General features: G+C 53.8%; 21 protein-coding genes, 1 pseudogene and 1 riboswitch. Of the genes and pseudogenes, 14 read left to right on the top strand and 8 right to left on the bottom strand.

Features of this window, described 5'->3' with window-relative positions; translation table 11 throughout:
- From thiP to sgrR, 3 genes are all read right to left on the bottom strand, one after another.
- The coding region (gene thiP, locus FDX01_RS23705) for a thiamine/thiamine pyrophosphate ABC transporter permease (RefSeq protein WP_249360932.1) at positions 1-927 on the bottom strand (927 nt) is incomplete at its 3' end.
- Positions 903-1,886, bottom strand: a complete 984-nt coding sequence (thiB, locus tag FDX01_RS10155) for a thiamine ABC transporter substrate binding subunit (RefSeq protein ID WP_115259471.1) — start codon at positions 1,884-1,886, stop codon at positions 903-905. The genes thiB and thiP, both read right to left, overlap by 25 nt.
- Positions 1,887-2,043: 157 nt before the next feature.
- Positions 2,044-2,221, bottom strand: a riboswitch (TPP riboswitch).
- A gap of 46 nt (positions 2,222-2,267) precedes the next feature.
- Entirely contained in the window at positions 2,268-3,923 is a 1,656-nt protein-coding gene (gene sgrR, locus FDX01_RS10150; RefSeq protein ID WP_137399718.1) for an HTH-type transcriptional regulator SgrR, read from the bottom strand.
- Positions 3,924-4,022: 99 nt separating this feature from the next.
- On the opposite strand from sgrR, the gene sgrT reads away from it, so the two are divergent.
- Positions 4,023-4,145, top strand: coding sequence for a glucose uptake inhibitor SgrT (sgrT, locus tag FDX01_RS10145; RefSeq protein ID WP_096758320.1), 123 nt, complete (start codon positions 4,023-4,025; stop codon positions 4,143-4,145).
- A 115-nt stretch (positions 4,146-4,260) separates the two neighbouring features.
- Positions 4,261-5,439 (top strand): sugar efflux transporter, encoded by a 1,179-nt coding sequence (locus tag FDX01_RS10140; RefSeq protein ID WP_137399717.1) that lies wholly within the window; start codon positions 4,261-4,263, stop codon positions 5,437-5,439.
- A gap of 107 nt (positions 5,440-5,546) precedes the next feature.
- Here FDX01_RS10140 and leuD read toward each other — a convergent pair whose 3' ends face one another.
- The 5 genes from leuD to leuL all read right to left on the bottom strand — a co-directional run bounded on the left by leuD (position 5,547) and on the right by leuL (position 10,405).
- Entirely contained in the window at positions 5,547-6,152 is a 606-nt protein-coding gene (gene leuD, locus FDX01_RS10135) for a 3-isopropylmalate dehydratase small subunit (protein ID WP_096758318.1), read from the bottom strand.
- Between the two features lie 10 nt (positions 6,153-6,162).
- A complete protein-coding gene (leuC, locus tag FDX01_RS10130; RefSeq protein WP_137362013.1) occupies positions 6,163-7,563 on the bottom strand; it encodes a 3-isopropylmalate dehydratase large subunit in 1,401 nt (466 codons plus the stop codon).
- Positions 7,564-7,565: 2 nt separating this feature from the next.
- Positions 7,566-8,657: a 3-isopropylmalate dehydrogenase gene (gene leuB, locus FDX01_RS10125; RefSeq protein WP_137399716.1), complete on the bottom strand. Its 1,092-nt coding sequence runs from the start codon at positions 8,655-8,657 to the stop codon at positions 7,566-7,568.
- Positions 8,657-10,228 carry a 2-isopropylmalate synthase gene (leuA, locus tag FDX01_RS10120; protein WP_137399715.1) on the bottom strand — a complete coding sequence of 524 codons (1,572 nt, stop codon included), beginning with the start codon at positions 10,226-10,228 and terminating at the stop codon, positions 8,657-8,659. Before leuA ends, leuB begins: the two co-directional genes overlap by 1 nt.
- A 96-nt stretch (positions 10,229-10,324) precedes the next feature.
- Entirely contained in the window at positions 10,325-10,405 is an 81-nt protein-coding gene (gene leuL, locus FDX01_RS10115; RefSeq protein WP_115259466.1) for a leu operon leader peptide, read from the bottom strand.
- A 654-nt stretch (positions 10,406-11,059) separates the two neighbouring features.
- Here leuL and leuO point away from each other — a divergent pair.
- The 12 genes and pseudogenes from leuO to murD form a co-directional block, all read left to right on the top strand.
- A complete protein-coding gene (gene leuO, locus FDX01_RS10110; RefSeq protein ID WP_137399714.1) occupies positions 11,060-12,007 on the top strand; it encodes a transcriptional regulator LeuO in 948 nt (315 codons plus the stop codon).
- A 319-nt stretch (positions 12,008-12,326) separates the two neighbouring features.
- The gene (gene ilvI / locus FDX01_RS10105) at positions 12,327-14,051 is read left to right on the top strand and encodes an acetolactate synthase 3 large subunit (protein WP_096758313.1); all 1,725 of its coding nucleotides are present in this window, start codon (positions 12,327-12,329) and stop codon (positions 14,049-14,051) included.
- Positions 14,052-14,053: 2 nt separating this feature from the next.
- On the top strand, positions 14,054-14,545 hold the full coding sequence (gene ilvN, locus FDX01_RS10100) for an acetolactate synthase small subunit (RefSeq protein WP_096758312.1): 492 nt from the start codon (positions 14,054-14,056) through the stop codon (positions 14,543-14,545).
- 179 nt (positions 14,546-14,724) lie between these two features.
- On the top strand, positions 14,725-15,729 hold the full coding sequence (cra, locus tag FDX01_RS10095; protein ID WP_096758311.1) for a catabolite repressor/activator: 1,005 nt from the start codon (positions 14,725-14,727) through the stop codon (positions 15,727-15,729).
- Positions 15,730-16,343: 614 nt separating this feature from the next.
- Positions 16,344-16,802 (top strand): division/cell wall cluster transcriptional repressor MraZ, encoded by a 459-nt coding sequence (gene mraZ / locus FDX01_RS10090; protein WP_005124560.1) that lies wholly within the window; start codon positions 16,344-16,346, stop codon positions 16,800-16,802.
- 1 nt (position 16,803) lies between these two features.
- A complete protein-coding gene (gene rsmH, locus FDX01_RS10085; protein WP_115259463.1) occupies positions 16,804-17,745 on the top strand; it encodes a 16S rRNA (cytosine(1402)-N(4))-methyltransferase RsmH in 942 nt (313 codons plus the stop codon).
- Positions 17,742-18,107, top strand: coding sequence for a cell division protein FtsL (ftsL, locus tag FDX01_RS10080; protein ID WP_115259462.1), 366 nt, complete (start codon positions 17,742-17,744; stop codon positions 18,105-18,107). The genes rsmH and ftsL overlap by 4 nt, the downstream gene beginning before the upstream one ends.
- A gap of 15 nt (positions 18,108-18,122) precedes the next feature.
- On the top strand, positions 18,123-19,889 hold the full coding sequence (ftsI, locus tag FDX01_RS10075) for a peptidoglycan glycosyltransferase FtsI (RefSeq protein WP_096758308.1): 1,767 nt from the start codon (positions 18,123-18,125) through the stop codon (positions 19,887-19,889).
- Positions 19,876-21,363, top strand: coding sequence for a UDP-N-acetylmuramoyl-L-alanyl-D-glutamate--2,6-diaminopimelate ligase (gene murE / locus FDX01_RS10070; RefSeq protein ID WP_117342316.1), 1,488 nt, complete (start codon positions 19,876-19,878; stop codon positions 21,361-21,363). The genes ftsI and murE overlap by 14 nt, the downstream gene beginning before the upstream one ends.
- Positions 21,360-22,718 carry a UDP-N-acetylmuramoyl-tripeptide--D-alanyl-D-alanine ligase gene (murF, locus tag FDX01_RS10065; protein WP_137399713.1) on the top strand — a complete coding sequence of 453 codons (1,359 nt, stop codon included), beginning with the start codon at positions 21,360-21,362 and terminating at the stop codon, positions 22,716-22,718. The genes murE and murF overlap by 4 nt, the downstream gene beginning before the upstream one ends.
- Entirely contained in the window at positions 22,712-23,794 is a 1,083-nt protein-coding gene (mraY, locus tag FDX01_RS10060) for a phospho-N-acetylmuramoyl-pentapeptide-transferase (protein ID WP_096758305.1), read from the top strand. The genes murF and mraY overlap by 7 nt, the downstream gene beginning before the upstream one ends.
- A 2-nt stretch (positions 23,795-23,796) precedes the next feature.
- A pseudogene (gene murD / locus FDX01_RS23700) lies at positions 23,797-23,959 on the top strand (UDP-N-acetylmuramoyl-L-alanine--D-glutamate ligase); the annotation flags it as partial.

The raw sequence follows: 23,959 nt of genomic DNA, 5'->3' as shown, positions 1-23,959 counted from the left end.
CACCGCCAGCAGCGGCGGGAGTAACAGCAGCAGCGCCAGAATAATCAGCAGGGTGTCGGTCACTCGGCTGTGTAGGCGGTCGTCGGGATCGCGCCAGCCTTGTACCAGCGTGGTGCCGGGGGCTATCGCTCGACTCATGCGCTGGCTGAGCAGCACCAGTCCTAAGCTGCAAATCATCTGGATCAGTGCCAGCATGGCGGCGCGGGCGGGATCGTAGTCGAAGCTCAGCGCCTGATAGATAGCCAGCTCGATGGTGGTCGCCTGCGGCCCGCCGCCGAGCGACAGCACGGTAGCAAAACTGGCGAAGCACAGCATAAAGATGAGCGCCGCTACCGGAGGGATCTGGCGGCGCAGCCACGGCCATTCAACGAAGCGGAAGAAATGCCAGCCGCGCATACCTAGCTGCGCGGCGAGCTGCCGCTGTTCGCCGGGAATATTCTCCAGCGACTGCAGCAGTAAACGGCTGGCCATCGGCAGGTTGAAAAAGACGTGTGCCAGCAGAATGCCCTGCAGACCGTACGGTGAAAACGTCCACTCCAGGCCGAGAGCCTGCCAAAGTGAGGCCAGCCAGCCCTGACGACCGTAGACGCTAAGGATGCCAAAGACGGCGACCAGCACCGGCAGGATCAGCGTCATTGCGCACAGGCGCAGCAGCGCTATACGCCCAGGGAAACGGCGACGATAAAGCGCCCGGGCGAGGAAGATTGCCGGGATCACCGACAGCGCAGCGGATAAAAATGCCTGCCAGAAGGAAAAACGCACCACGTGCCACAGGTAGCTGTCCTGCCACAGCGTGAACCAGTCTCCCTGAGGGGCGTTCAGCCACAGCGCCAGAAACGCCGCCAGGGCGACGGCCACTATCAACGTAGCGGCCGAAAGCCCTGGGAGCAGCCAGCCGGGAATTAACGGCTGACGGCGCGTTGCCATGCGTTAATCCATGTCTGACGTTGAGTTGCTACCTGTTGTGGGGTGAATTCCAGCGCGGTGGACGGTTTTTCCAGTTGTGCAATGCCAGGAGGAAGCGTGACCTGGGTTACCGGATACATCCAGTTGCCAGTGGGGATCGCGTTCTGGAACGCCGGAGAAACCATAAATGTCAGGAATTTTTCCGCCAGTTCGGGTTGTTTGCTGGCGGCGGTACGTGCGGCGACCTCCACCTGCAAATAGTGTCCCTCGCTAAAATTGGCGGCGGCGTAGTTATCTTTCTTCTCTTCGATGATGTGATACGCCGGAGAGGTGGTATAGCTCAGCACCAGATCGCTTTCACCTTTCAGGAACAGACCGTAGGCTTCACTCCAGCCCTTGGTGACGGTGACGGTTTTAGCCGCCAGTTTCTGCCAGGCTTCCGGCGCTTTATCGCCGTACACTTTCTGCATCCACAGCAGCAGTCCCAGACCCGGCGTGCTGGTGCGTGGGTCCTGATAAATTACGCGCCATTTCTGGTCGCTTTCGACCAGTTCTTTCAGGCTCTTCGGTGGGTTTTTCAGCTTGTTTTTGTCATACACAAAGGCGAAATAGCCGTAATCAAACGGTACAAAGGTGTCGTTTTTCCAGCCGCCAGGGACGTTGATGGCATCGCTCGCCACGCCGCTTTTGGCAAACAGTTTGGTCTGCATTGCCGCGTCGAGCAGGTTGTTATCCAGTCCGAGCACGACGTCGGCTTTACTGTTTTTTCCTTCCATACGCAGGCGGTTAAGCAGCGAGACGCCATCTTCCAGCGCCACCAGCTTTAGTTCGCAGTTGCAGTCGGCTTCAAAGGCTTTTTTGATGGTTGGGCCGGGGCCCCAGTCGGCGGCGAACGAGTCGTAGGTATAGACGGTCAGAACGGGTTTGGCGAAGGCAGGCGCTGCGCACAGCAGTAAAAGCGGAAGACATTTTTTAAACACTTTGCACCTCATAAAGTAAATCTCTAAATAATTCGAGTTGCAGGAAGGCGGCGACGTAGCGCATCCCCGGGAGCGTACAGGTAGTACGTGACTGGGGTGAGCGAGGAAAGCCAACGCATCTGCAGCTTGAAGTATGACGAGTTAGGTGGCAAAGGACTTGAGCTACAGCCTCAAATCCCTTCGCCGGCATTATCCGGATCAGGTTCGACGGGTATCTCTCAGCCTCATACACTTCATCCTTCACGCTGCCTCTGCGTTGGCTGCGTTTGCTTGCCGCCTTGATGCATCATGAATGATTTTGTGTATGTCTTTTATTGGCACCCCGTTGAGAACGGCGTTAGTGTAATGATTTTGTTGCTATGCGGCAATCAAGAGCCGGATCTACGGGTCCGGCGGTGCAAACCATGCTGATTTAAAATCAAACCAGCCAAGCGTATTCATGCGTAACCCACGCATACTGCGCTGCCCCTGAATGATCAGCCAGTGATGGATCAGCGGTACAATGGCTTTACTGGCAAGCAGTTGCTGACACCATGCTGCGAGGCTCATCTCGCCGGTGCGCCAGCGGGCGGCGTCGCTTTCCCAGTCCAGAGAAAGACAGTTTTGCAGCAGCGGGACTTCGCACAAATGGGCGAACAGCGAGAAGTCCAGCGGTAAGGTAAAGTTGGCGCTGTTGAGCCAGATATCGCTGACGGTCTCGCCTGCGTGCCATTGATCGTAGTCGATCTCCTGAATATTCAGCTGTACCTGATGCTCCGCCAGCAATGTTTTCATGATCTGCGCAATCACCCGATGCTCGATATGATCGCGATAGTAGGTGAGCGTCAGTGTTTCCAGTCCCGCCGGTTTTTCACCGAGTCCTGGCCTGGCATGATGCCAGCGAGGCAGTAATCCGTACGCGGGGAACCAGTGCCGTTGATACTGCTCGTCAGCCTGAAAAATTAAATTCGTCGGCGAGAGTATGCGGCTTACCCATTCGCGCACCTCCTGATTGGCTCCGCGATGGGCGCGGGAATCAAACAGCATGTAATAACACCCTTCCTCCAGCCGGCTTTCGATAGCCTTTTCATCTTCCGTCGGGCCTTTGAGCGTGAGTCCGCCGCCGGGCTCTTCGGCGATGTCCGGTAACACCCACACGTTCACTTCGTCAATCAGCGCCCGGTAACCAAAGTAATCATCAAAAGCGTGAATTTTTAGCTGGTTACTCGTATTGCGGACGACCGCATAGGGACCGGTGCCAATCGGGTGGCTGGAAAAGTTATTCAGCGTTTCCCATTCGCGCGGCAGGACCATGGCGGGGACCTGTCCCAGTAGCCACGGCAGCCAGCGATCAGGTTGCGCCAGATGGATATCCAGCGTCCAGGCCGTGGGGGAGGCAATTTGCGTAATGTGCGAGTACAGCGGCAGGCTGTTGATCCGCCTCAGTGAGGCGATCACATCCTCCATTTCCAGCTCGCGACCATGATGAAAATGGATCCCAGGACGCAGGAAGAAGCGCCAGTGCAGCGGCGAAATTTGTTGCCAGTGGTGGGCAATGTCGGCTTCCAGTTCCCCATTTTCCTCATTTACGCGGGTTAAGGCGCTGAAGATTTGCCTGGCGATATGGGTTTCGGAACGGCGTAGCGCCGTACCGGGGAGCAGATTGCGCATCGGGCGATAGTAAAGGACGCGCATGATGTGCCGCCCCTGGCGAAAGCTGCGGCCCAGATGGGAAACCAGCATTTGTCGCACGGCTGTTTTATCGCCGACCAGTTGCACCAGTTGATCAATGCGATCCTGTTCCAGCAGGTCTTCCGCCCGCTGCTGCTGGAGCGCCAGCCCGGTGTAGAGAAAGGTCAGGCGTGAACGTTTGCCGCGACCGACCTCGGCTTCCCACGTTAGCCAGCCGCGTTCCTGCATGGTGTTGAGCAGGGTGCGCATATGGCGGCGCGAGCAACTGAGTAACTCTGCCAACTCGTTCAGCGTGGTGTCTCGCGTTTTGCCGTCGCAGCATTGCCACAGGCGGATAAACTGTTGTTGCAAACGACCAGAAGACATAAAAGGGGAACTCCCACGGAAAACTCAGCAATTTTATTATCCCCATATTAAGCCAATAATGAATTCCGATGAAGCGATGAGACAACGAAGGGGTCATCTATGCGTCAGTTCTATTTAAAGTACTTTACCTCGACAGCGCGTTTGTCCTGGTTGGCTTGCCTGAGTGCGCCGCAGCGCTTAAAGATGCTCGATGAACTGATGCAGTGGGAGTTGCAAGACTGACCTCTGAATTGGGAATTGCAGACATCATGTGTGACTGAGTATTGGTGTTAATCGCCGCGCCAGCAGGTATTATCTGCTGGCTTTTTTCGTTTCCGCTGCGCTTAAAAGGAAAGATATGCTCTGGATTATGACCATGGGACGGCGCCTTAACGGCGTGTATGCGGCGTTTATGCTGGTTGCCTTTATGATGGGCGTAGCGGGCGCGTTACAGGCACCCACGCTGAGCCTGTTTCTGAGTCGCGAGGTGGGGGCACAGCCATTTTGGGTTGGGCTGTTTTACACCGTCAATGCGATCGCCGGGATCGCGGTCAGCCTTGGTTTGGCGAAACGATCCGACAGTCGGGGCGATCGGCGTAAGCTGATCATGTTCTGCTGTCTGATGGCGATTGGCAACGCGTTGCTGTTTGCCTTTAACCGCCACTATTTAACGCTGATCACCTGCGGGGTGCTGCTGGCTTCGCTGGCAAATACCGCCATGCCGCAGCTGTTTGCGCTGGCGTGGGAGTATGCCGATAACTCGGCGCGAGAAGTGGTGATGTTCAGCTCGGTGATGCGTGCGCAGCTTTCGCTGGCGTGGGTGATTGGGCCGCCGCTGGCGTTTATGCTGGCGTTAAATTACGGCTTCACGATGATGTTTTCGATTGCTGCCGGGATATTTGCCATTAGCCTGGTGCTGATCGCGCTGATACTGCCGTCGGTGGCGCGGGTCGAGCAGCCTGTCGATGTCCCGCTTGAGCAGACCGGCGGCTGGCAGGACAAAAATGTGCGCATGTTGTTTATTGCCTCCACGCTGATGTGGACCTGCAACACCATGTACATTATCGATATGCCGCTGTGGATTAGCCTTGAACTGGGACTACCGGACAAACTGGCCGGGATCCTGATGGGCACCGCCGCCGGGTTGGAAATTCCGGCAATGATTCTGGCGGGTTACTACGTGAAGCGTTTTGGTAAGCGGCGGATGATGATAACCGCCGTGGCGGCAGGCGTGCTGTTTTACCTTGGGCTTATCTTCTTCCATAGCCATACGGCGCTACTGGTCCTGCAGCTGTTTAATGCGGTATTCATCGGGATTGTTGCCGGAATAGGCATGCTGTGGTTTCAGGATCTGATGCCGGGCAGGGCGGGTTCAGCTACCACCTTATTTACCAACAGTATCTCCACGGGGGTGATTCTGGCGGGGGTAATTCAGGGGGCGGTGGCGCAAAGTTATGGGCATTATGCCGTCTACTGGGTGATTGCGGGAATTTCGGTGGTTACGCTGGTGATGACCGGACGAGTGAAGGATGTGTAGTGGGTGTGCCGGATACGCTGCGCTTATCCGGCCTACAAATCTTTCCGTAGGCCGGATAAGACGCTTTTGCGTCGTCATCCGGCATGCTTATCCGGCAACAACAAGCACTAGCGCATAAACGCGGGCTGTTTGTTCTCGTAAGTCGAGATCGCGTCTTCGTGCTGCAACGTCAGCCCAATACTGTCGAGACCGTTCAGCATGCAGTGGCGGCGGAAGGTGTCGATTTCAAACGGATACGCTTTATCGCCAGCCTTCACCACCTGTGCCTGCAGATCCACCTCAAAACGGATCCCCGGATTGGCCTGTACCAACGTGAACAGTTCATCCACTTCGTCGTCGCTTAATTTCACCGGCAGCAGTTGGTTATTAAAGCTGTTGCCGTAGAAAATGTCGGCGAAGCTTGGGGCGATCACCACTTTGAAACCGTAATCGGTCAGCGCCCACGGCGCATGTTCGCGCGAGGATCCGCAGCCAAAGTTTTCTCGCGCGAGCAGAATCGACGCGCCTTGATATTCCGGGAAGTTCAGTACGAATTCCGGATTAGGCTGCTGACCATTCTCATCGAGAAAGCGCCAGTCGTTAAACAGGTGTGCGCCAAAACCGGTACGCGTCACCTTCTGCAAAAACTGTTTGGGAATGATTGCATCCGTATCGACGTTGGCGGCATCCAGGGGGACAACCAGGCCGGTATGCTGGGTAAATTTCTCTGCCATGGTAGTTTCCTTATTTGATGCGGCGAATGTCGGCAAAATGACCGGTAACGGCGGCCGCGGCGGCCATGGCCGGGCTGACTAAGTGCGTACGCCCTCCGCGGCCCTGACGACCTTCAAAGTTACGGTTGCTGGTGGAAGCACAGCGTTCGCCCGGATTCAGACGATCGTTGTTCATCGCCAGGCACATTGAGCAACCCGGTAAGCGCCATTCAAAACCGGCTTCAATGAAAATCTTATCCAGACCTTCTGCTTCAGCCTGGGCTTTAACCGGACCTGAACCCGGTACCACCAGTGCCTGCACGCCCGGCGCGACCTTGCGGCCTTTGGCGATTTCAGCTGCGGCACGTAAATCTTCAATACGCGAGTTGGTGCAGGAGCCGATAAACACTTTATCAATAGCCACTTCCGTCAACGGAATGCCCGGCTTCAGCCCCATATAGGCCAGCGCTTTTTCCGCTGATGCGCGTTCAACCGGATCGCTAAACGACGCGGGGTCGGGAATGTTATCGTTTACGGAGATTACCTGGCCTGGGTTAGTGCCCCAGGTGACCTGCGGAGCAATCTCTTCTGCCTGCAGGGTGACGGTGGTATCAAACGTCGCTCCGTCGTCGGTTTTCAGCGTTTTCCACCAGGCGACGGCATCGGCAAAATCCTGACCTTTAGGGGCATGCAAACGTCCCTGTACATAGTTGAAGGTGGTTTCATCCGGTGCGACCAGACCCGCTTTGGCCCCCATTTCGATTGCCATATTACACAGGGTCATACGACCTTCCATGCTCAGGGCGCGGATGGCATCGCCGCAAAACTCAACCACGTGCCCGGTACCGCCTGCACTACCGGTTTTACCGATAATCGCCAGCACGATATCTTTGGCAGTAATTCCTGGTGCTGCCGTGCCATTGACTTCGATCTTCATGGTTTTGGCGCGCCCTTGCTTCAGGGTTTGCGTGGCCAGCACGTGTTCGACTTCTGAGGTCCCGATACCAAACGCCAGCGCGCCGAACGCACCGTGTGTGGCGGTGTGGGAGTCACCGCAGACGATGGTCATACCCGGTAAGGTCACACCTTGCTCGGGTCCCATCACGTGGACGATACCCTGAAAAGGGTGGTTCAGATCGTACAGTTCGACGCCGAACTCATTGCAGTTTTTGATCAGCTCCTGCATCTGGATGCGCGCCATTTCACCGGAGGCGTTAATGTCTTTGGTTTGCGTCGAGACGTTATGATCCATGGTGGCGAAGGTTTTACCCGGCTGGCGAACCGGACGGTTATGCGCCCGCAGGCCGTCGAATGCCTGCGGTGAGGTCACTTCGTGCACCAGATGGCGGTCGATATACAGCAGCGGCGTTTCGTCCTGCGCTTCATACACGACGTGCGCATCGAACAACTTTTCATACAACGTTTTAGCCATGATTACACCCCTTCTGCGACGTAGCGAGCAATGATATCGCCCATCTCATCGGTACTGACTGCGGCTGTGCCACGGGCTAAATCACCGGTGCGAATACCTTCTGCTAATGCGCGGTTAACGGCGCTTTCAATGGCTGCTGCTGCATCATTGGCGTCCAGGCTGTAGCGCAGCAACAGCGCCAGTGACAAAATCTGGGCAATCGGGTTGGCAATGTTTTTACCGGCGATATCCGGTGCTGAGCCGCCGGCGGGCTCGTACAGGCCAAAGTCCTGCTCATTCAGGCTGGCAGACGGCAGCATGCCCATGGAGCCGGTGATCATCGCGCATTCATCGGACAGGATGTCACCAAACAGGTTGGAGCACAGCAGCACGTCAAACTGAGACGGATCTTTAATCAACTGCATGGTGGCGTTGTCGATATACATATGCGTCAGGACAACGTCCGGGTATTCATTGGCTATTTCATTGACCACTTCACGCCACAGAATCGAGGTTTGCAGCACGTTGGCTTTATCAATCGACGTCACTTTACAGCGACGCTTGCGGGCAGATTCAAATGCAATGCACGCAATACGTTCGATCTCGAAACGGTGATAGACCTCGGTATCAAAGGCTTTTTCATGTTGACCGCTACCTTCACGGCCTTTTGGCTGACCGAAGTAGATCCCACCCGTCAGTTCGCGTACGCACAGGATGTCGAAACCGTTGGCGGCAATATCGGCGCGCAGCGGGCAAAAATCTTCCAGCCCCTGGTACAGCTTAGCCGGGCGCAGGTTGCTGAATAATTTGAAGTGTTTACGCAACGGCAACAGGGCACCACGCTCCGGCTGCTGGTTTGGCGGCAAATTTTCCCATTTCGGGCCGCCCACGGAGCCAAACAGAATGGCATCGGCCTGCTCACAGCCGTCAACCGTTGCGGGTGGCAGCGGCTGACCGTGGTTGTCGATGGCAACGCCGCCCACGTCATAGTGGCTGGTGGTAATGCGCATGGCGAAACGGGTGCGAATCGCGTCCAGTACTTTCAGAGCCTGCGCCATCACTTCCGGGCCAATACCGTCACCCGGCAAAACAGCAATATGATAATTCTTCGACATCACACGGTTTCCTTGTTGTTCTCGTTGTTTTGAGCTTTGCGTTGCAATTCTTTTTCGACTTCTTCGGCGCGCCAGATGTTATTCAGTACATGCACCATGGCTTTCGCGGAGGACTCGACAATATCCGTTGCCAGGCCTACGCCGTGGAAGCGACGGCCGTTAAAGTTGGCGACGATATCCACCTGACCCAGCGCATCTTTACCGTGGCCTTTTGCGGTCAGGCTGTATTTCACCAGTTCGATGTCGTAGTCGGTAATACGGTTGATGGCCTGATAAATAGCATCGACCGGGCCGTTACCGTTGGCGGCTTCGGCTTTCACATTCTCGCCACAGGCCAGCTTGACGGAGGCGGTGGCAATATCATTGGAGCCAGACTGCACGCTGAAGTAATCCAGGCGGAAATGTTCGGGTTCTTCTTGCTGTTTGTTAATAAAGGCCAGCGCTTCCAGGTCGTAATCAAATACCTGACCTTTTTTATCCGCCAGCTTCAGGAAGGCGTCGTACAGGTTGTCCAGGCTGTATTCACTCTCTTTATAGCCCATCTCATCCATACGGTGTTTGACCGCAGCACGTCCGGAACGGGACGTCAGGTTCAGTTGCACCTGGTTCAGACCGATGGACTCCGGGGTCATGATTTCGTAGTTTTCACGGTTTTTCAGTACGCCGTCCTGATGAATACCGGAGGAGTGGGCAAAGGCGCCGCTACCGACAATCGCTTTGTTGGCCGGAATCGGCATATTGCAGATTTGGCTGACTAACTGGCTGGTACGCCAGATTTCCTGATGATTAATGCGGGTCTGTACGTTCAGAATATCTTTGCGGACTTTGATCGCCATGATCACTTCTTCCAGCGAGCAGTTACCGGCGCGTTCACCGATCCCGTTCATCGCCCCTTCGACCTGACGCGCACCGGCATGAACAGCGGCCAGCGCGTTACCGACGCCCAGACCTAAATCGTCGTGGGTGTGCACAGAAATGATCGCTTTGTCGATATTCGGCACTCGTTCATACAGGCCGGAAATGATTGCGCCAAATTCGAAGGGCATGGTGTACCCGACGGTATCGGGGATATTAATGGTTTTGGCACCGGCATTAATCGCCGCTTCTACCACGCGAGCCAGATCGGCAATAGGGGTACGGCCGGCGTCTTCGCATGAGAATTCCACGTCATCCGTGTAATTACGCGCACGCTTAACCATATAGATAGCCCGCTCGATAACCTCATCCAGCGTACTACGTAATTTGGTGGCGATATGCATCGGCGAGGTGGCGATAAACGTATGAATGCGGAAAGCCTCAGCCACCTTCAGGGATTCAGCGGCGACATCGATATCTTTTTCCACACAGCGGGCTAAGGCGCAGACGCGGCTGTTTTTAACCTGTCGGGCAATGGTCTGTACCGACTCAAAATCACCTGGCGAAGACACAGGGAAACCGACTTCCATCACGTCAACGCCCATACGCTCGAGAGCCAGAGCAATCTGCAGTTTTTCTTTCACACTCAGGCTTGCCTGTAACGCCTGTTCACCATCGCGTAAGGTGGTATCGAAAATAATGACTTGCTGGCTCATAGTTTAGGTCCTTTGTCTTTTTTGGCGCCTTGCTTCGAGCATAAAAAAACCCGCGCAGCGGCGCGGGTTTTTGTCTTAACTGGAGCTGACGTAATGCTAAATGTCGTTCACCAGTCTACCGCGCAACGAAGATGCGTTTAGTAGTAGTAGACCGTTAAAACGAACAATGTAAGTCATCAATCAGGCTCCAGGCGAATGCGATATGCTTTTAGTGGTACTGGATATGAAAGCTGATGTCAACCCCGCTCCCCGTAAACGTCCGTATTCAGAAGAAAAACACCTCTGCAATCTAAGCGAATTGTGCTGAATTTTTAGAGAAGCATAAAATAAATCAGTGTGCGTTCGTACATACTTTTCATGCTTTGACATATTTGAGCATATTTGTTTGCAACTATTGTGACAGCATGCTGATGAGATGAGGTGTAGATACACTTTTTATCTTTATGATTTATCAGTTTTTATAGTGACCATGAATGAGTGCTGGGGGGGCGCTTATCAATGATTGATAAATTAATGTTAACTTTTAATGTATTAATAATATAAACATTTAATCAAATCTTAAATATATATTCACCGTGCGTATGATTGTGTATTCGCCGTGCTTATGGTTATATTGTTCGTGAAATTTAAACATATGAATCATCGTGCAGTGACATCCGCCACACTGCGCTCGCATTGGGTTTCTGTTCATTTAGGTTAGTGCCTTTATGTTTTCCTAATTTTAATGTTTTTCCTTTTTCTTATTTTATATGCATGGTAAATCATATTAACGGAGGTTATTTCTTCACTCCGTCTGGGAAAAGGGAGTTTAGAGTGACAGTGGAGTTAAATATGCCAGAAGTGAAAATAATAGATAAACCAAATCCTATAGCAATGGGAAAGCCGCAGCTTCGCATGGTTGATCTTAATTTATTAACCGTCTTTGACGCAGTAATGCAGGAACAAAATATTACCCGCGCTGCGCATACTCTGGGGATGTCTCAACCTGCAGTCAGTAATGCTGTGGCACGTTTGAAAATTATGTTCAATGATGAACTTTTTGTTCGTTATGGGCGTGGGATCCAGCCGACAGCGCGCGCCTTCCAACTCTTTGGCTCCGTCCGTCAGGCATTGCAACTGGTACAGAATGAACTGCCGGGTTCGGGGTTTGAGCCTGCCAGTAGCGAGCGCGTATTCAACCTCTGCGTATGCAGCCCATTGGATAATATTCTGACCTCTTTGATTTATAATCGGGTTGAGCAAGTTGCGCCAAACATTAATGTCGCATTTAAATCTTCACTCAATCAAAATACCGAACATCAATTACGCTATCAGGAAACGGAGTTCGTTATTAGTTATGAAGAGTTCCGTCGCCCTGAATTCACCAGTATTCCCTTGTTCAATGACGAGATGGTGTTAGTCGCGAGCAGAAAACACCCCCGTATTAGTGGTCCATTATTGGAAAACGATGTTTATAATGAACAGCATGCGGTGGTATCTCTCGATCGCTTTGCATCATTTAGCCAACCCTGGTATGACACTGCGGATAAACAATCTTGTGTCGCTTATCAAGGTATGGCGTTAATCAGCGTGTTGAATATTGTTTCGCAAACGCATCTGGTGTCTATTGCACCACGTTGGTTAGCGGAAGAATTCTCTGAGCAGTTAGATCTACAGATATTGCCTTTACCGTTAAAATTGAATAGCCGTACATGCTATCTTTCCTGGCATGAAGCTGCGGGCAGGGATAAAGGCCACCAATGGATGGAAGAATTATTAGTCTCCGTCTGTAAGCAGTAGTATTCGACAGAATAAATCGGGCAAGACGTCTGGTTTATTCTGCTTTTGGCTTTTTATCTAAGATTTTGTGCTGAACTTGTCTTTCTGCATCTGTCCAAAAGTGTAAAAAAATAGACTAATCGCTGTAAGTCTCCATTTTTAAGCGATTATTTCTCATTTCATTAGCGGATGCTGGTTTAAATCTCCATTTATTCTGCGCTTACCTCCTTTTTATTCTTATTCATGCGAATTCCCCCTCTTAGGTGTCAATTGCCATGCGTCATCCTCAGCGGTTAATGTGTTGTTAAACCGTTATTCATTATAAGAGTGGAGGCAAGCCATGGAGATGTTGTCTGGAGCCGAGATGGTCGTGCGATCGCTCATCGATCAGGGTGTGAAGCAGGTATTTGGTTATCCAGGGGGCGCGGTCCTCGATATTTATGATGCGCTGCATACGGTCGGGGGAATCGATCATGTGTTGGTCCGTCATGAACAAGCCGCCGTACATATGGCCGATGGTCTGGCGCGTGCCACGGGTGACGTCGGCGTAGTTCTGGTGACCTCCGGGCCGGGCGCAACCAATGCGATTACCGGTATTGCTACGGCGTATATGGATTCCATTCCGCTGGTGATCCTCTCCGGGCAGGTGGCGACGTCGCTGATTGGCTACGATGCCTTTCAGGAGTGCGACATGGTCGGTATCTCTCGTCCGGTGGTGAAGCACAGCTTCCTCGTTAAGCAAACGGAAGATATTCCTCAGGTCCTGAAAAAGGCCTTCTGGCTGGCGGCAAGCGGTCGCCCAGGCCCTGTGGTCGTGGATTTGCCAAAGGATATTCTGAATCCGGCAAAGAAACTGCCGTATAGCTGGCCGGAGTCGGTCAGTATGCGCTCGTATAATCCGACGACAACTGGACATAAGGGGCAAATAAAGCGCGCGCTACAAACGCTGGTCGCGGCTAAAAAACCGGTGGTATATGTTGGCGGCGGTGCGGTCAATGCGGCCTGTCATGAACAACTTGGCCAGATTGCACAAGCGCTTAACCTGCCGGTTGTTTCTTCGTTGATGGGATTGGGCGCGTTTCCGGCCACGCATCGTCAGGCGCTGGGCATGCTGGGGATGCATGGCACCTACGAAGCCAATATGACCATGCATCATTCCGACGTGATCTTTGCCGTTGGTGTTCGCTTTGACGATCGCACAACCAATAACCTGGCAAAATATTGCCCAAATGCGACCGTACTGCATATCGATATCGATCCGACCTCTATTTCGAAAACCGTCACTGCGGATATTCCGATTGTCGGCGACGCCCGACTGGTGCTGGATCAGATGCTGGAACTGCTACCGCAGGAGAAATCGCAGCAACCGCTTGATGATAACCGCGACTGGTGGCAGCAGATAGAACAGTGGCGTGCGCGCCAGTGTCTGAAATATGACACGCAAAGTGAGAGCATTAAGCCGCAGGCTGTCATTGAAACCCTCTGGCGTCTGACGAAAGGGGATGCGTATGTAACCTCGGACGTTGGTCAGCACCAGATGTTTGCCGCGCTGTACTACCCGTTTGATAAGCCGCGTCGTTGGATTAACTCCGGTGGCCTCGGCACCATGGGATTCGGTTTACCTGCAGCGTTAGGCGTAAAGATGGCGCTACCGAATGAAACGGTGGTGTGCGTCACCGGCGATGGCAGTATTCAGATGAATATCCAGGAGCTGTCGACGGCGTTGCAATATGAGCTGCCGGTGCTGGTACTCAATCTTAACAACCGTTACCTCGGCATGGTTAAACAGTGGCAGGACATGATTTACTCCGGGCGTCACTCGCAGTCTTACATGCAGTCGCTGCCCGACTTTGTACGTCTTGCCGAGGCATATGGTCATATTGGTATCCAGATAAACCATCCGGATGAACTCGAGAGTAAATTGGGTGAGGCGCTGGAACACGTGCGTAACCATCGTCTGGTGTTTGTCGATGTCACCGTTGATGGCAGTGAACATGTCTACCCGATGCAGATTCGCGGAGGCGGTATGGATGAAATGTGGTTAAGCAAAACGGAGAGGACCTGATTATGCGCCGGATATTATCAGTATTACTGGAAAACGAGTCGGGTGCATTGTCACGAGTGATTGGTCTCTTCGCTCAGCGCGGTTACAACATTGAAAGCCTGACCGTCGCACCGACGGACGATCCGACGTTATCGCGAATGACGATCCAGACGGTGGGTGATGAAAAGGTCCTTGAGCAGATCGAAAAGCAGCTGCACAAACTGGTGGATGTCCTGCGCGTAAGCGAGTTGGGACAGGGGGCTCATGTTGAACGAGAGATCATGCTGGTGAAAATTCAGGCCAGCGGTTACGGTCGTGAAGAAGTGGTGCGCAATACGGAAATATTCCGCGGGCAAATCATTGACGTCACGCCGTCCATCTACACCGTACAACTGGCAGGTACCAGCGATAAGCTCGATGCTTTCCTGGCTACATTGCGTGAAGTGGCGAAAATCGTCGAGGTTGCGCGCTCCGGCGTGGTGGGGCTTTCTCGCGGTGATAAAATCATGCGCTAATCATGGCCCAGTTATTAATTCGTGAGCCCAATGCTACCGGTTGGGCTTTTTTTTGAGAAATCAGCGGTAACCAGAGACAAAAGCGGTTGCCGCGGTCATTATTCTGCGCTTAGATGTTAAGAGTTTAACCCATGCCATCTCAAAGGTTATGGTTGGTACATTTTACGCAAGGGGCAATTGTGAAACTGGATGAAATCGCTCGGCTGGCCGGCGTTTCGCGAACGACTGCAAGCTACGTTATTAATGGCAAAGCAAAGCAATATCGCGTAAGCGACAAAACGGTTGAAAAAGTCATGGCGGTGGTGCGCGAACATAATTACCACCCAAATGCTGTGGCAGCCGGGCTACGTGCTGGACGCACACGTTCTATCGGGCTGGTGATCCCGGATCTGGAGAATACAAGTTATACCCGGATAGCCAACTACCTGGAGCGCCAGGCGCGTCAGCGTGGCTATCAGCTGCTGATTGCCTGCTCTGAAGATCAGCCAGATAACGAAATGCGCTGTATTGAACATCTATTACAACGCCAGGTTGATGCCATTATTGTGTCGACCTCTTTGCCGCCGGAGCATCCGTTTTACCAGCGCTGGGCTAACAGCGCATTCCCGATTGTGGCGTTAGACCGCGCGCTGGATCGTGAACATTTCACCAGCGTTGTCGGGGCCGATCAGGACGATGCAGAAATGCTGGCGGAAGAATTGCGTAAGTTCCCGGCTGATACCGTCCTTTATCTCGGTGCGCTGCCGGAATTATCTGTGAGTTTCCTGCGTGAGCAGGGTTTTCGTACCGCGTGGAAGGACGATCCGCGTGAAGTGAATTTCCTGTATGCCAATAGCTATGAGCGGGAAGCCGCCGCGCAGCTGTTTGATAAATGGCTGGAAACGCACCCGATGCCACAGGCGTTGTTTACCACTTCCTTTGCGCTTTTACAGGGCGTGATGGATGTGACATTACGTCGTGACGGGCAGCTACCGTCTGATTTAGCGATTGCTACCTTTGGCGATCATGAATTGCTCGACTTCCTACAGTGCCCGGTACTGGCGGTGGCGCAACGTCATCGCGACGTTGCAGAGCGCGTACTGGAAATCGTGTTGGCCAGTCTGGATGAGCCGCGTAAGCCAAAACCAGGCTTAACGCGCATCAAGCGTAACCTGTATCGCCGCGGTATTCTCAGTCGGAGTTAAGGTGTTCTGCTGGACGCGCTGGAAGGCGATAACCTTCTGGCGCGGTCATTTATTCAAATATCAGAAATAACCTCATTATATTTAAGAATATTCTTTAGAATTGTCTGAAATTCAATTTCTATATATCGTGATTAAAAACGCAACCCACCATTTTTACGTTATTGATACGTAACGATGCGTTACGATTGTATTATTTTGTTACATGGTTGTAGGGAATTGCCGAATTAACAAACACTTTGCTTCTGTATTGCAGATTTTTCTCGCCTGCCTTGGTCGTACAAGGCGTACAGACCGATTAACTGGTACTGTTATCTCGCTGCATATTGTCCTAAAATGCCGCTCGCGTCGCAAACTGACACTTTATATTTTCTCGAGATGATATTGAGTTGTTTTAAACAATGATGAGTTGTTGGATTTTTTTCTTACAAATATTCATGACGTTAATTTGCTTCGTTCGCTGTACGGAATTTGTTCAACGCTGATATTGGCCGTAAACATTGGGTTTTTTGCTCCGCTAAGCGCCGTGACTTGCTTGACAAGGTTTTCCTCCGCTCCGTAAACTCCTTATAAGTGGGATTTTGTGGGACAAAGTGGTAATCGGGGGTGAGACTGGCATGTTCCGGGGAGCGACGTTAGTTAATCTCGACAGTAAAGGGCGCTTATCAGTGCCTACCCGGTATCGGGATCAACTGCTCGAGAGTGCTACCGGTCAAATGGTTTGCACCATTGACATCCATCACCCGTGCCTGCTGCTTTACCCCCTGCCTGAATGGGAAATTATCGAGCAGAAGCTATCTCGTCTGTCCAGCATGAATCCGGTCGAGCGCCGCGTACAGCGCCTGCTGTTGGGGCATGCCAGTGAATGTCAGATGGATAGCGCCGGTCGATTACTGATAGCACCCATTTTGCGGCAACATGCAGGGTTAACAAAAGAAGTGATGCTGGTTGGGCAGTTCAACAAATTTGAGCTGTGGGATGAAACGACCTGGTATCAACAGGTCAAGGAAGATATCGACGCTGAGCAATCTGTTACCGGCGCGCTGTCGGAACGATTGCAGGATTTGTCTCTATAAGATGATGGAAAATTTTAAACATACAACGGTGTTGCTGGATGAGGCCGTAAACGGTCTGAATATTCGTCCGGACGGCATCTACATTGACGGGACATTTGGTCGCGGCGGTCACTCACGACTGATCCTCTCGCAGCTTGGCGAAGAGGGGCGTTTGCTGGCTATCGATCGCGATCCGCAGGCCATTGCGGTGGCTCAGAGCATTAACGATCCCCGCTTCTCCATCATTCATGGACCTTTCTCCGCGCTGGCTGAGTACGTGAGTGAGCGCGGGCTAACCGGTAAGATCGATGGCATCCTTCTCGATCTTGGCGTCTCTTCTCCGCAATTAGACGATGCGGAGCGCGGCTTTTCGTTTATGCGTGACGGTCCGTTGGACATGCGTATGGACCCAACGCGCGGCCAGTCAGCCGCCGAGTGGCTGCAAACGGCAGATGAAGCGGATATTGCCTGGGTGATTAAAACCTTTGGCGAAGAACGCTTTGGCAAACGCATTGCTCGCGCCATTGTCGAGCGTAACCGCGTTGAACCGATGACCCGCACCAAACAACTGGCGGAAGTCATTGCGGCGGCCATGCCGGTAAAAGACAAATTCAAACATCCCGCGACCCGTACCTTCCAGGCGGTGCGCATTTGGGTGAACAGTGAACTGGAGGAGATAGAGCAGGCGCTAAAAAGCTCGCTCAGCGTGCTGGCTCCAGGTGGTCGCCTTTCTGTCATCAGTTTCCACTCGCTTGAAGACCGTATTGTGAAGCGCTTTATGCGCGAACAAAGTCGCGGTCCTCAGGTTCCGGCGGGGATCCCGATGACCGAAGCGCAGATCCAAAAGCTGGGCGGCCGTGAGTTGAGAGCATTAGGCAAGTTGATGCCGGGTGAAGAAGAGGTCGCAGAAAATCCTCGTGCCCGTAGTTCAGTTCTGCGCATTGCAGAGAGGACGAACGCATGATCAGCAGAGTGACAGAAGCCCTCAGCAAAGTTAAAGGATCGATAGGAAGTAACGAGCGCCATGCTTTGCCTGGCGTGATCGGTGACGATCTTTTGCGGTTCGGGAAGCTGCCACTCTGCCTGTTCATTTGCATTATTTTGACGGCGGTCACCGTCGTGACGACCGCGCACCATACGCGGTTACTGACCGCACAGCGTGAACAGTTAGTTCTGGAACGCGATGCACTGGATATCGAATGGCGTAACCTGATCCTCGAAGAGAACGCTCTCGGTGACCATAGCCGTGTTGAACGGATCGCAACGGAAAAGCTGCAGTTGCAGCATGTCGATCCCTCACAAGAAAATATCGTTGTACAAAAATAAGGATAAACGCGACGCATGAAAGCAGCGGCAAAGACGCTCAAACCAAAACGCCAGGAAGAACAAGCCAACTTTATCAGTTGGCGTTTTGCGTTACTGTGCGGCTGTATTTTGCTGGCGCTGTGCTTCCTGCTGGGACGCGTTGCGTGGCTGCAAATTATTGCGCCTGACATGCTGGTGCGTCAGGGCGACATGCGCTCCTTGCGCGTCCAGGAAGTCTCCACGTCACGTGGCATGATTACCGACCGTTCCGGCCGTCCGCTGGCGGTGAGCGTGCCAGTGAAGGCCATCTGGGCCGATCCGAAAGAAGTGCATGATGCGGGTGGCGTAAGCGTTGGCGAACGCTGGCGAGCGCTATCGACTGCGCTGAACATCCCGCTCGACCAACTGGCTTCTCGCATCAATGCCAACCCGAAAGGGCGTTTTATCTACCTCGCACGCCAGGTCAACCCTGACATGGCCGACTACATCAAAAAACTCAAGCTGCCGGGGATTCATCTGCGCGAAGAATCCCGCCGTTACTATCCTTCCGGGGAAGTGACCGCTCACCTCATCGGTTTTACCAACGTCGACAGCCAGGGCATTGAAGGCGTTGAGAAGAGTTTTGATAAATGGCTCACCGGTCAGCCGGGCGAGCGCGTGGTGCGTAAAGACCGCTATGGCCGCGTGATTGAAGATATTTCTTCAACAGACAGTCAGGCGGCACATAACCTGGCGCTGAGTATTGATGAGCGCTTGCAGGCACTGGTCTATCGCGAACTGAACAACGCCGTCGCGTTTAACAAAGCGGAATCAGGTAGCGCCGTGTTGGTAGACGTCAACACCGGCGAAGTGCTGGCGATGGCGAATAGCCCATCCTACAACCCAAACAATCTCTCCGGTACGCAAAAAGATGTCATGCGTAACCGTACCATCACTGACGTATTTGAACCGGGCTCAACGGTTAAACCGATGGTGGTGATGACGGCACTGCAGCGCGGCGTGGTGCGTGAAAACACCGTGCTGAACACCATTCCCTATCGAATTAATGGCCACGAAATCAAAGACGTGGCGCGTTATAGCGAATTGACCCTGACCGGGGTACTACAGAAGTCGAGTAACGTCGGTGTTTCCAAACTGGCGTTAGCGATGCCGTCCTCAGCGTTAGTAGATACTTACTCACGTTTTGGGCTGGGAAAAGCGACCAATTTGGGGTTGGTCGGAGAACGCAGTGGCTTATATCCTCAAAAACAACGGTGGTCTGACATAGAGAGGGCCACCTTCTCTTTCGGCTATGGGCTGATGGTAACCCCGTTACAGTTAGCGCGAGTCTACGCAACGATCGGCAGCTATGGCGTTTATCGCCCGCTGTCGATTACCAAAGTTGATCCTCCTGTTCCGGGTGAGCGTATCTTCCCGGAATCTACCGTACGTACCGTCGTTCATATGATGGAAAGCGTGGCGCTGCCCGGCGGCGGCGGCGTGAAGGCGGCGATTAAAGGCTATCGCATCGCCATTAAAACCGGTACGGCGAAAAAAGTAGGGCCGGATGGTCGCTACATCAACAAATACATTGCTTATACCGCAGGCGTTGCGCCTGCGAGTCAGCCGCGCTTCGCGCTGGTGGTTGTTATCAACGATCCGCAGGCGGGTAAATACTACGGTGGCGCCGTTTCCGCGCCGGTCTTCGGTGCCATCATGGGCGGCGTACTGCGCACCATGAACATTGAGCCGGATGCGCTGACAACGAGCGATAAAAGTGATTTTGTGAATAATCAAGGCGAGGCGACAGGTGGCAGATCGTAATTTGCGCGACCTTCTTGCTCCATGGGTGCCGGGTGCACCGGAGCGAGCACTGCGGGAGATGACGCTCGACAGCCGTGTGGCTGCATCGGGCGATCTCTTTGTGGCAGTGGTAGGTCATCAGGCGGACGGGCGTCGATATATCCCGCAGGCGATAGCGCAAGGTGTGGCTGCCATTATTGCAGAGGCAAAAGATGAGGCAACCGACGGTGAAATCCGTGAAATGCACGGCGTACCGGTTATCTATTTGAGCCAGCTTAACGAACGTTTATCAGCACTGGCGGGCCGCTTTTACCACGAGCCTTCTGACACTATGCGTCTGGTGGGGGTCACCGGCACCAACGGGAAAACCACGACCACCCAACTGCTGGCGCAGTGGAGCCAGCTGTTGGGCGAAACCAGCGCCGTAATGGGGACCGTTGGCAATGGCCTGCTGGGCAAAGTGATCCCGACCGAAAATACCACCGGTTCAGCCGTTGACGTCCAGCATGTGCTGGCGGGGCTGGTTGAGCAGGGCGCCACGTTAGGTGCGATGGAAGTGTCATCCCACGGTCTGGTTCAGCATCGCGTGGCAGCGTTGAAGTTTGCCGCGTCGGTATTTACCAACTTAAGCCGTGACCATCTCGACTATCACGGCGATATGGAACATTACGAAGCCGCGAAGTGGCTGCTGTACTCCACGCACCATTGCGGTCAGGCCATCGTCAATGCAGATGATGAAGTCGGTCGCCGTTGGCTGGCAAAATTGCCGGATGCGGTCGCCGTTTCGATGGAAGACCATATTAACCCGAACTGCCACGGTCGTTGGCTGAAAGCGGTTGAGGTGAATTATCACGACAGCGGCGCGACGATCCGCTTTACCTCGTCCTGGGGTGACGGTGAAATTGAAAGCCGCCTGATGGGCGCCTTCAACGTCAGTAATCTGCTGCTGGCACTGGCAACGCTGCTGGCATTAGGGTACCCGTTAGCGGATTTACTGAAAACGGCGGCACGTCTGCAGCCAGTTTGCGGGCGTATGGAAGTGTTCAGTGCGCCGGGCAAAACAACGGTGGTGGTGGATTATGCCCACACGCCGGATGCGCTGGAAAAAGCGCTGCAGGCGGCACGTCTGCACTGCACCGGTAAGCTGTGGTGCGTCTTTGGCTGCGGCGGCGATCGTGACAAAGGCAAGCGTCCGCTGATGGGCGCCATCGCGGAAGAGTTCGCGGATATTGTGGTGGTCACTGATGACAACCCGCGCACTGAAGAGCCACGCGCCATCATTAACGACATTCTGGCAGGTATGCTGGATGCCGGGCACGCGAAGGTGATGGAAGGTCGTGCTGAAGCGGTCACCAACGCCATTATGCAGGCGAAAGAAAACGACGTTGTGCTGGTGGCCGGTAAAGGCCACGAAGATTACCAGATCGTCGGCGCGCATCGCCTCGACTATTCTGACCGCGTGACGGCCGCTCGTTTGCTGGGGGTGATCGCATGATTAGCGTAACGCTCAGCCAGTTGGCGGAGATCCTCGGTGGCGAACTGAAAGGGGGCGATCTGACCCTTGATGCGGTGACCACCGATACGCGTAAAGTCACGCCGGGTTGCCTGTTTGTAGCGCTGAAAGGCGAACGCTTCGATGCCCATGATTTTGCCGAAACGGCGAAGGAGAACGGGGCGGGAGCGCTGCTGGTCAGTCGTCCGCTGGATGTTTCTCTGCCGCAGGTGATTGTGAAGGACACACGCCTGGCGTTTGGCGAGCTGGCGGCGTGGGTGCGCGCTCAGGTTCCGGCCCGTGTGGTGGCACTGACCGGTTCATCCGGTAAAACCTCTGTCAAAGAGATGACAGCCGCGATTCTCAGCCAGTGTGGGAACACGTTATACACTGCGGGCAATCTGAACAACGACATCGGCGTACCAATGACGCTGCTGCGACTGAACAACGATTATGACTATGCGGTGATTGAGCTTGGTGCCAACCACCAGGGCGAGATTGCCTGGACCGTCGGATTAACTCGACCGGAAGCGGCGCTGGTGAATAACCTGGCGGCGGCTCACCTGGAAGGGTTTGGTTCTCTGGCGGGTGTCGCCAAAGCAAAAGGCGAAATCTTTACCGGCCTGGCGGAAAACGGTATCGCCATTATGAATGCCGATAACAACGACTGGCTGAACTGGCAGAGCATTATTGGCGATCGCACCGTCTGGCGCTTCTCGCCGAATGCGGCCAACAGCGACTTTTCTGCTACCAATATTCATGTTACGTCACACGGCACCGAGTTTACGCTGCACACGCCGACGGGCAGCATTGATGTTTTGCTGCCGTTACCGGGGCGTCACAACATTGCCAATGCCCTGGCTGCCACCGCGCTCTCCATGGCGGTTGGCGCGACGCATGAGGCGGTTAAAACTGGCCTGAAAGATTTACACGCAGTGCCGGGACGCCTGTTCCCTATCCCGCTCGCCGAAAATCAGCTGCTGCTGGATGACTCCTATAACGCCAACGTCGGTTCGATGACCGCCGCGGTACAGGTGTTGTCTGAAATGCCGGGCTATCGCGTGCTGGTGGTGGGCGATATGGCAGAACTTGGCGCGGAAAGCGAAGCCTGTCACATACAGGTAGGAGAGGCTGCGAAGGCGGCGGGTATCGACCGCGTATTGAGTACAGGGAAACTGAGTCAGGCAATCAGCGATGCCAGTGGCGTTGGCGAACATTTTGCGGATAAATCCGCGCTGGCCGCGCATCTTAAGACATTGATTGCCGAGCATCAGGTGATGACGATTTTAGTGAAAGGTTCACGTAGTGCCGCTATGGAAGAGGTAGTACGCGCATTACAGGAGAATGCAACATGTTAGTTTGGCTGGCCGAACATTTGGTCAAATATTATTCCGGCTTTAACGTCTTCTCTTATCTGACGTTTCGCGCCATCGTCAGCCTGCTGACCGCGCTGTTCATCTCGTTGTGGATGGGCCCGCGCATGATCGCCCGTCTGCAAAAAATGTCTTTTGGTCAGGTTGTGCGTAACGACGGCCCAGAATCGCATTTCAGCAAGCGCGGTACGCCGACCATGGGCGGCATTATGATCCTCACCGCGATTGTTATCTCCGTTCTGCTGTGGGCCTACCCGTCTAACCCTTACGTCTGGTGCGTACTGGTGGTGCTGGTGGGTTACGGCATTATCGGTTTTGTCGATGACTACCGCAAAGTGGTGCGTAAAGACACCAAAGGCCTGATCGCCCGCTGGAAGTACTTCTGGATGTCGGTGATTGCATTAGGCGTGGCCTTCGCGCTGTATCTGGTGGGCAAAGATACGCCCGCCACGCAGCTGGTCGTGCCGTTCTTTAAAGACGTCATGCCGCAGTTGGGCCTGTTCTACGTTCTGCTGGCCTACTTCGTGATTGTCGGTACCGGCAATGCGGTCAACCTGACCGACGGCCTTGATGGCCTGGCTATTATGCCGACCGTGTTTGTTGCTGCTGGCTTTGCGCTGGTGGCGTGGGCGACCGGGAACATGAACTTTGCCAACTATCTGCATATTCCGTATTTACGCCATGCGGGGGAGTTGGTGATCGTCTGCACGGCGATTGTCGGGGCAGGATTAGGCTTCCTGTGGTTTAACACTTATCCGGCGCAGGTCTTTATGGGCGACGTCGGTTCGCTGGCACTGGGTGGCGCACTGGGCATTATTGCCGTGCTGTTGCGCCAGGAATTCCTGCTGGTGATTATGGGCGGTGTGTTTGTGGTGGAAACCCTGTCGGTGATTCTGCAGGTTGGCTCCTTCAAGCTGCGCGGACAGCGCATCTTCCGTATGGCGCCGATCCACCACCACTATGAATTGAAAGGCTGGCCGGAGCCGCGCGTGATCGTGCGCTTCTGGATTATTTCGCTGATGCTGGTGCTGATTGGCCTGGCAACGCTGAAGGTACGTTAATCATGGCTGATTACCAGGGTAAAAAAATCGTCATTATCGGTCTGGGGCTGACTGGGCTGTCCTGCGTGGATTTTTTCCTCGCGCGTGGCGTTACGCCGCGGGTGATGGATACCCGCACGACGCCACCGGGGCTGGATAAATTACCGGAAGCGGTTGAGCGCCATG

It is taken from the genome of Citrobacter sp. wls613 (assembly GCF_005281195.1).
Lineage (GTDB): Bacteria > Pseudomonadota > Gammaproteobacteria > Enterobacterales > Enterobacteriaceae > Citrobacter > Citrobacter gillenii.
Note: the sequence above shows the minus strand (reverse complement) of the source record. Positions and strands in the feature narration are given on the sequence as shown.

Coding starts and splice junctions, on each gene's coding strand:
- leuO (WP_137399714.1), top strand. CDS start 11,060: ATGCCAGAAGTGAAAATAATAGATAAACCAAATCCTATAGCAATGGGA.
- mraY (WP_096758305.1), top strand. CDS start 22,712: ATGTTAGTTTGGCTGGCCGAACATTTGGTCAAATATTATTCCGGCTTT.
- rsmH (WP_115259463.1), top strand. CDS start 16,804: ATGATGGAAAATTTTAAACATACAACGGTGTTGCTGGATGAGGCCGTA.
- ilvN (WP_096758312.1), top strand. CDS start 14,054: ATGCGCCGGATATTATCAGTATTACTGGAAAACGAGTCGGGTGCATTG.
- leuD (WP_096758318.1), bottom strand. CDS start 6,152: ATGGCAGAGAAATTTACCCAGCATACCGGCCTGGTTGTCCCCCTGGAT.
- ilvI (WP_096758313.1), top strand. CDS start 12,327: ATGGAGATGTTGTCTGGAGCCGAGATGGTCGTGCGATCGCTCATCGAT.
- leuL (WP_115259466.1), bottom strand. CDS start 10,405: ATGACTTACATTGTTCGTTTTAACGGTCTACTACTACTAAACGCATCT.
- ftsL (WP_115259462.1), top strand. CDS start 17,742: ATGATCAGCAGAGTGACAGAAGCCCTCAGCAAAGTTAAAGGATCGATA.
- leuA (WP_137399715.1), bottom strand. CDS start 10,228: ATGAGCCAGCAAGTCATTATTTTCGATACCACCTTACGCGATGGTGAA.
- FDX01_RS10140 (WP_137399717.1), top strand. CDS start 4,261: ATGCTCTGGATTATGACCATGGGACGGCGCCTTAACGGCGTGTATGCG.
- sgrR (WP_137399718.1), bottom strand. CDS start 3,923: ATGTCTTCTGGTCGTTTGCAACAACAGTTTATCCGCCTGTGGCAATGC.
- murF (WP_137399713.1), top strand. CDS start 21,360: ATGATTAGCGTAACGCTCAGCCAGTTGGCGGAGATCCTCGGTGGCGAA.
- sgrT (WP_096758320.1), top strand. CDS start 4,023: ATGCGTCAGTTCTATTTAAAGTACTTTACCTCGACAGCGCGTTTGTCC.
- mraZ (WP_005124560.1), top strand. CDS start 16,344: ATGTTCCGGGGAGCGACGTTAGTTAATCTCGACAGTAAAGGGCGCTTA.
- ftsI (WP_096758308.1), top strand. CDS start 18,123: ATGAAAGCAGCGGCAAAGACGCTCAAACCAAAACGCCAGGAAGAACAA.
- leuC (WP_137362013.1), bottom strand. CDS start 7,563: ATGGCTAAAACGTTGTATGAAAAGTTGTTCGATGCGCACGTCGTGTAT.
- leuB (WP_137399716.1), bottom strand. CDS start 8,657: ATGTCGAAGAATTATCATATTGCTGTTTTGCCGGGTGACGGTATTGGC.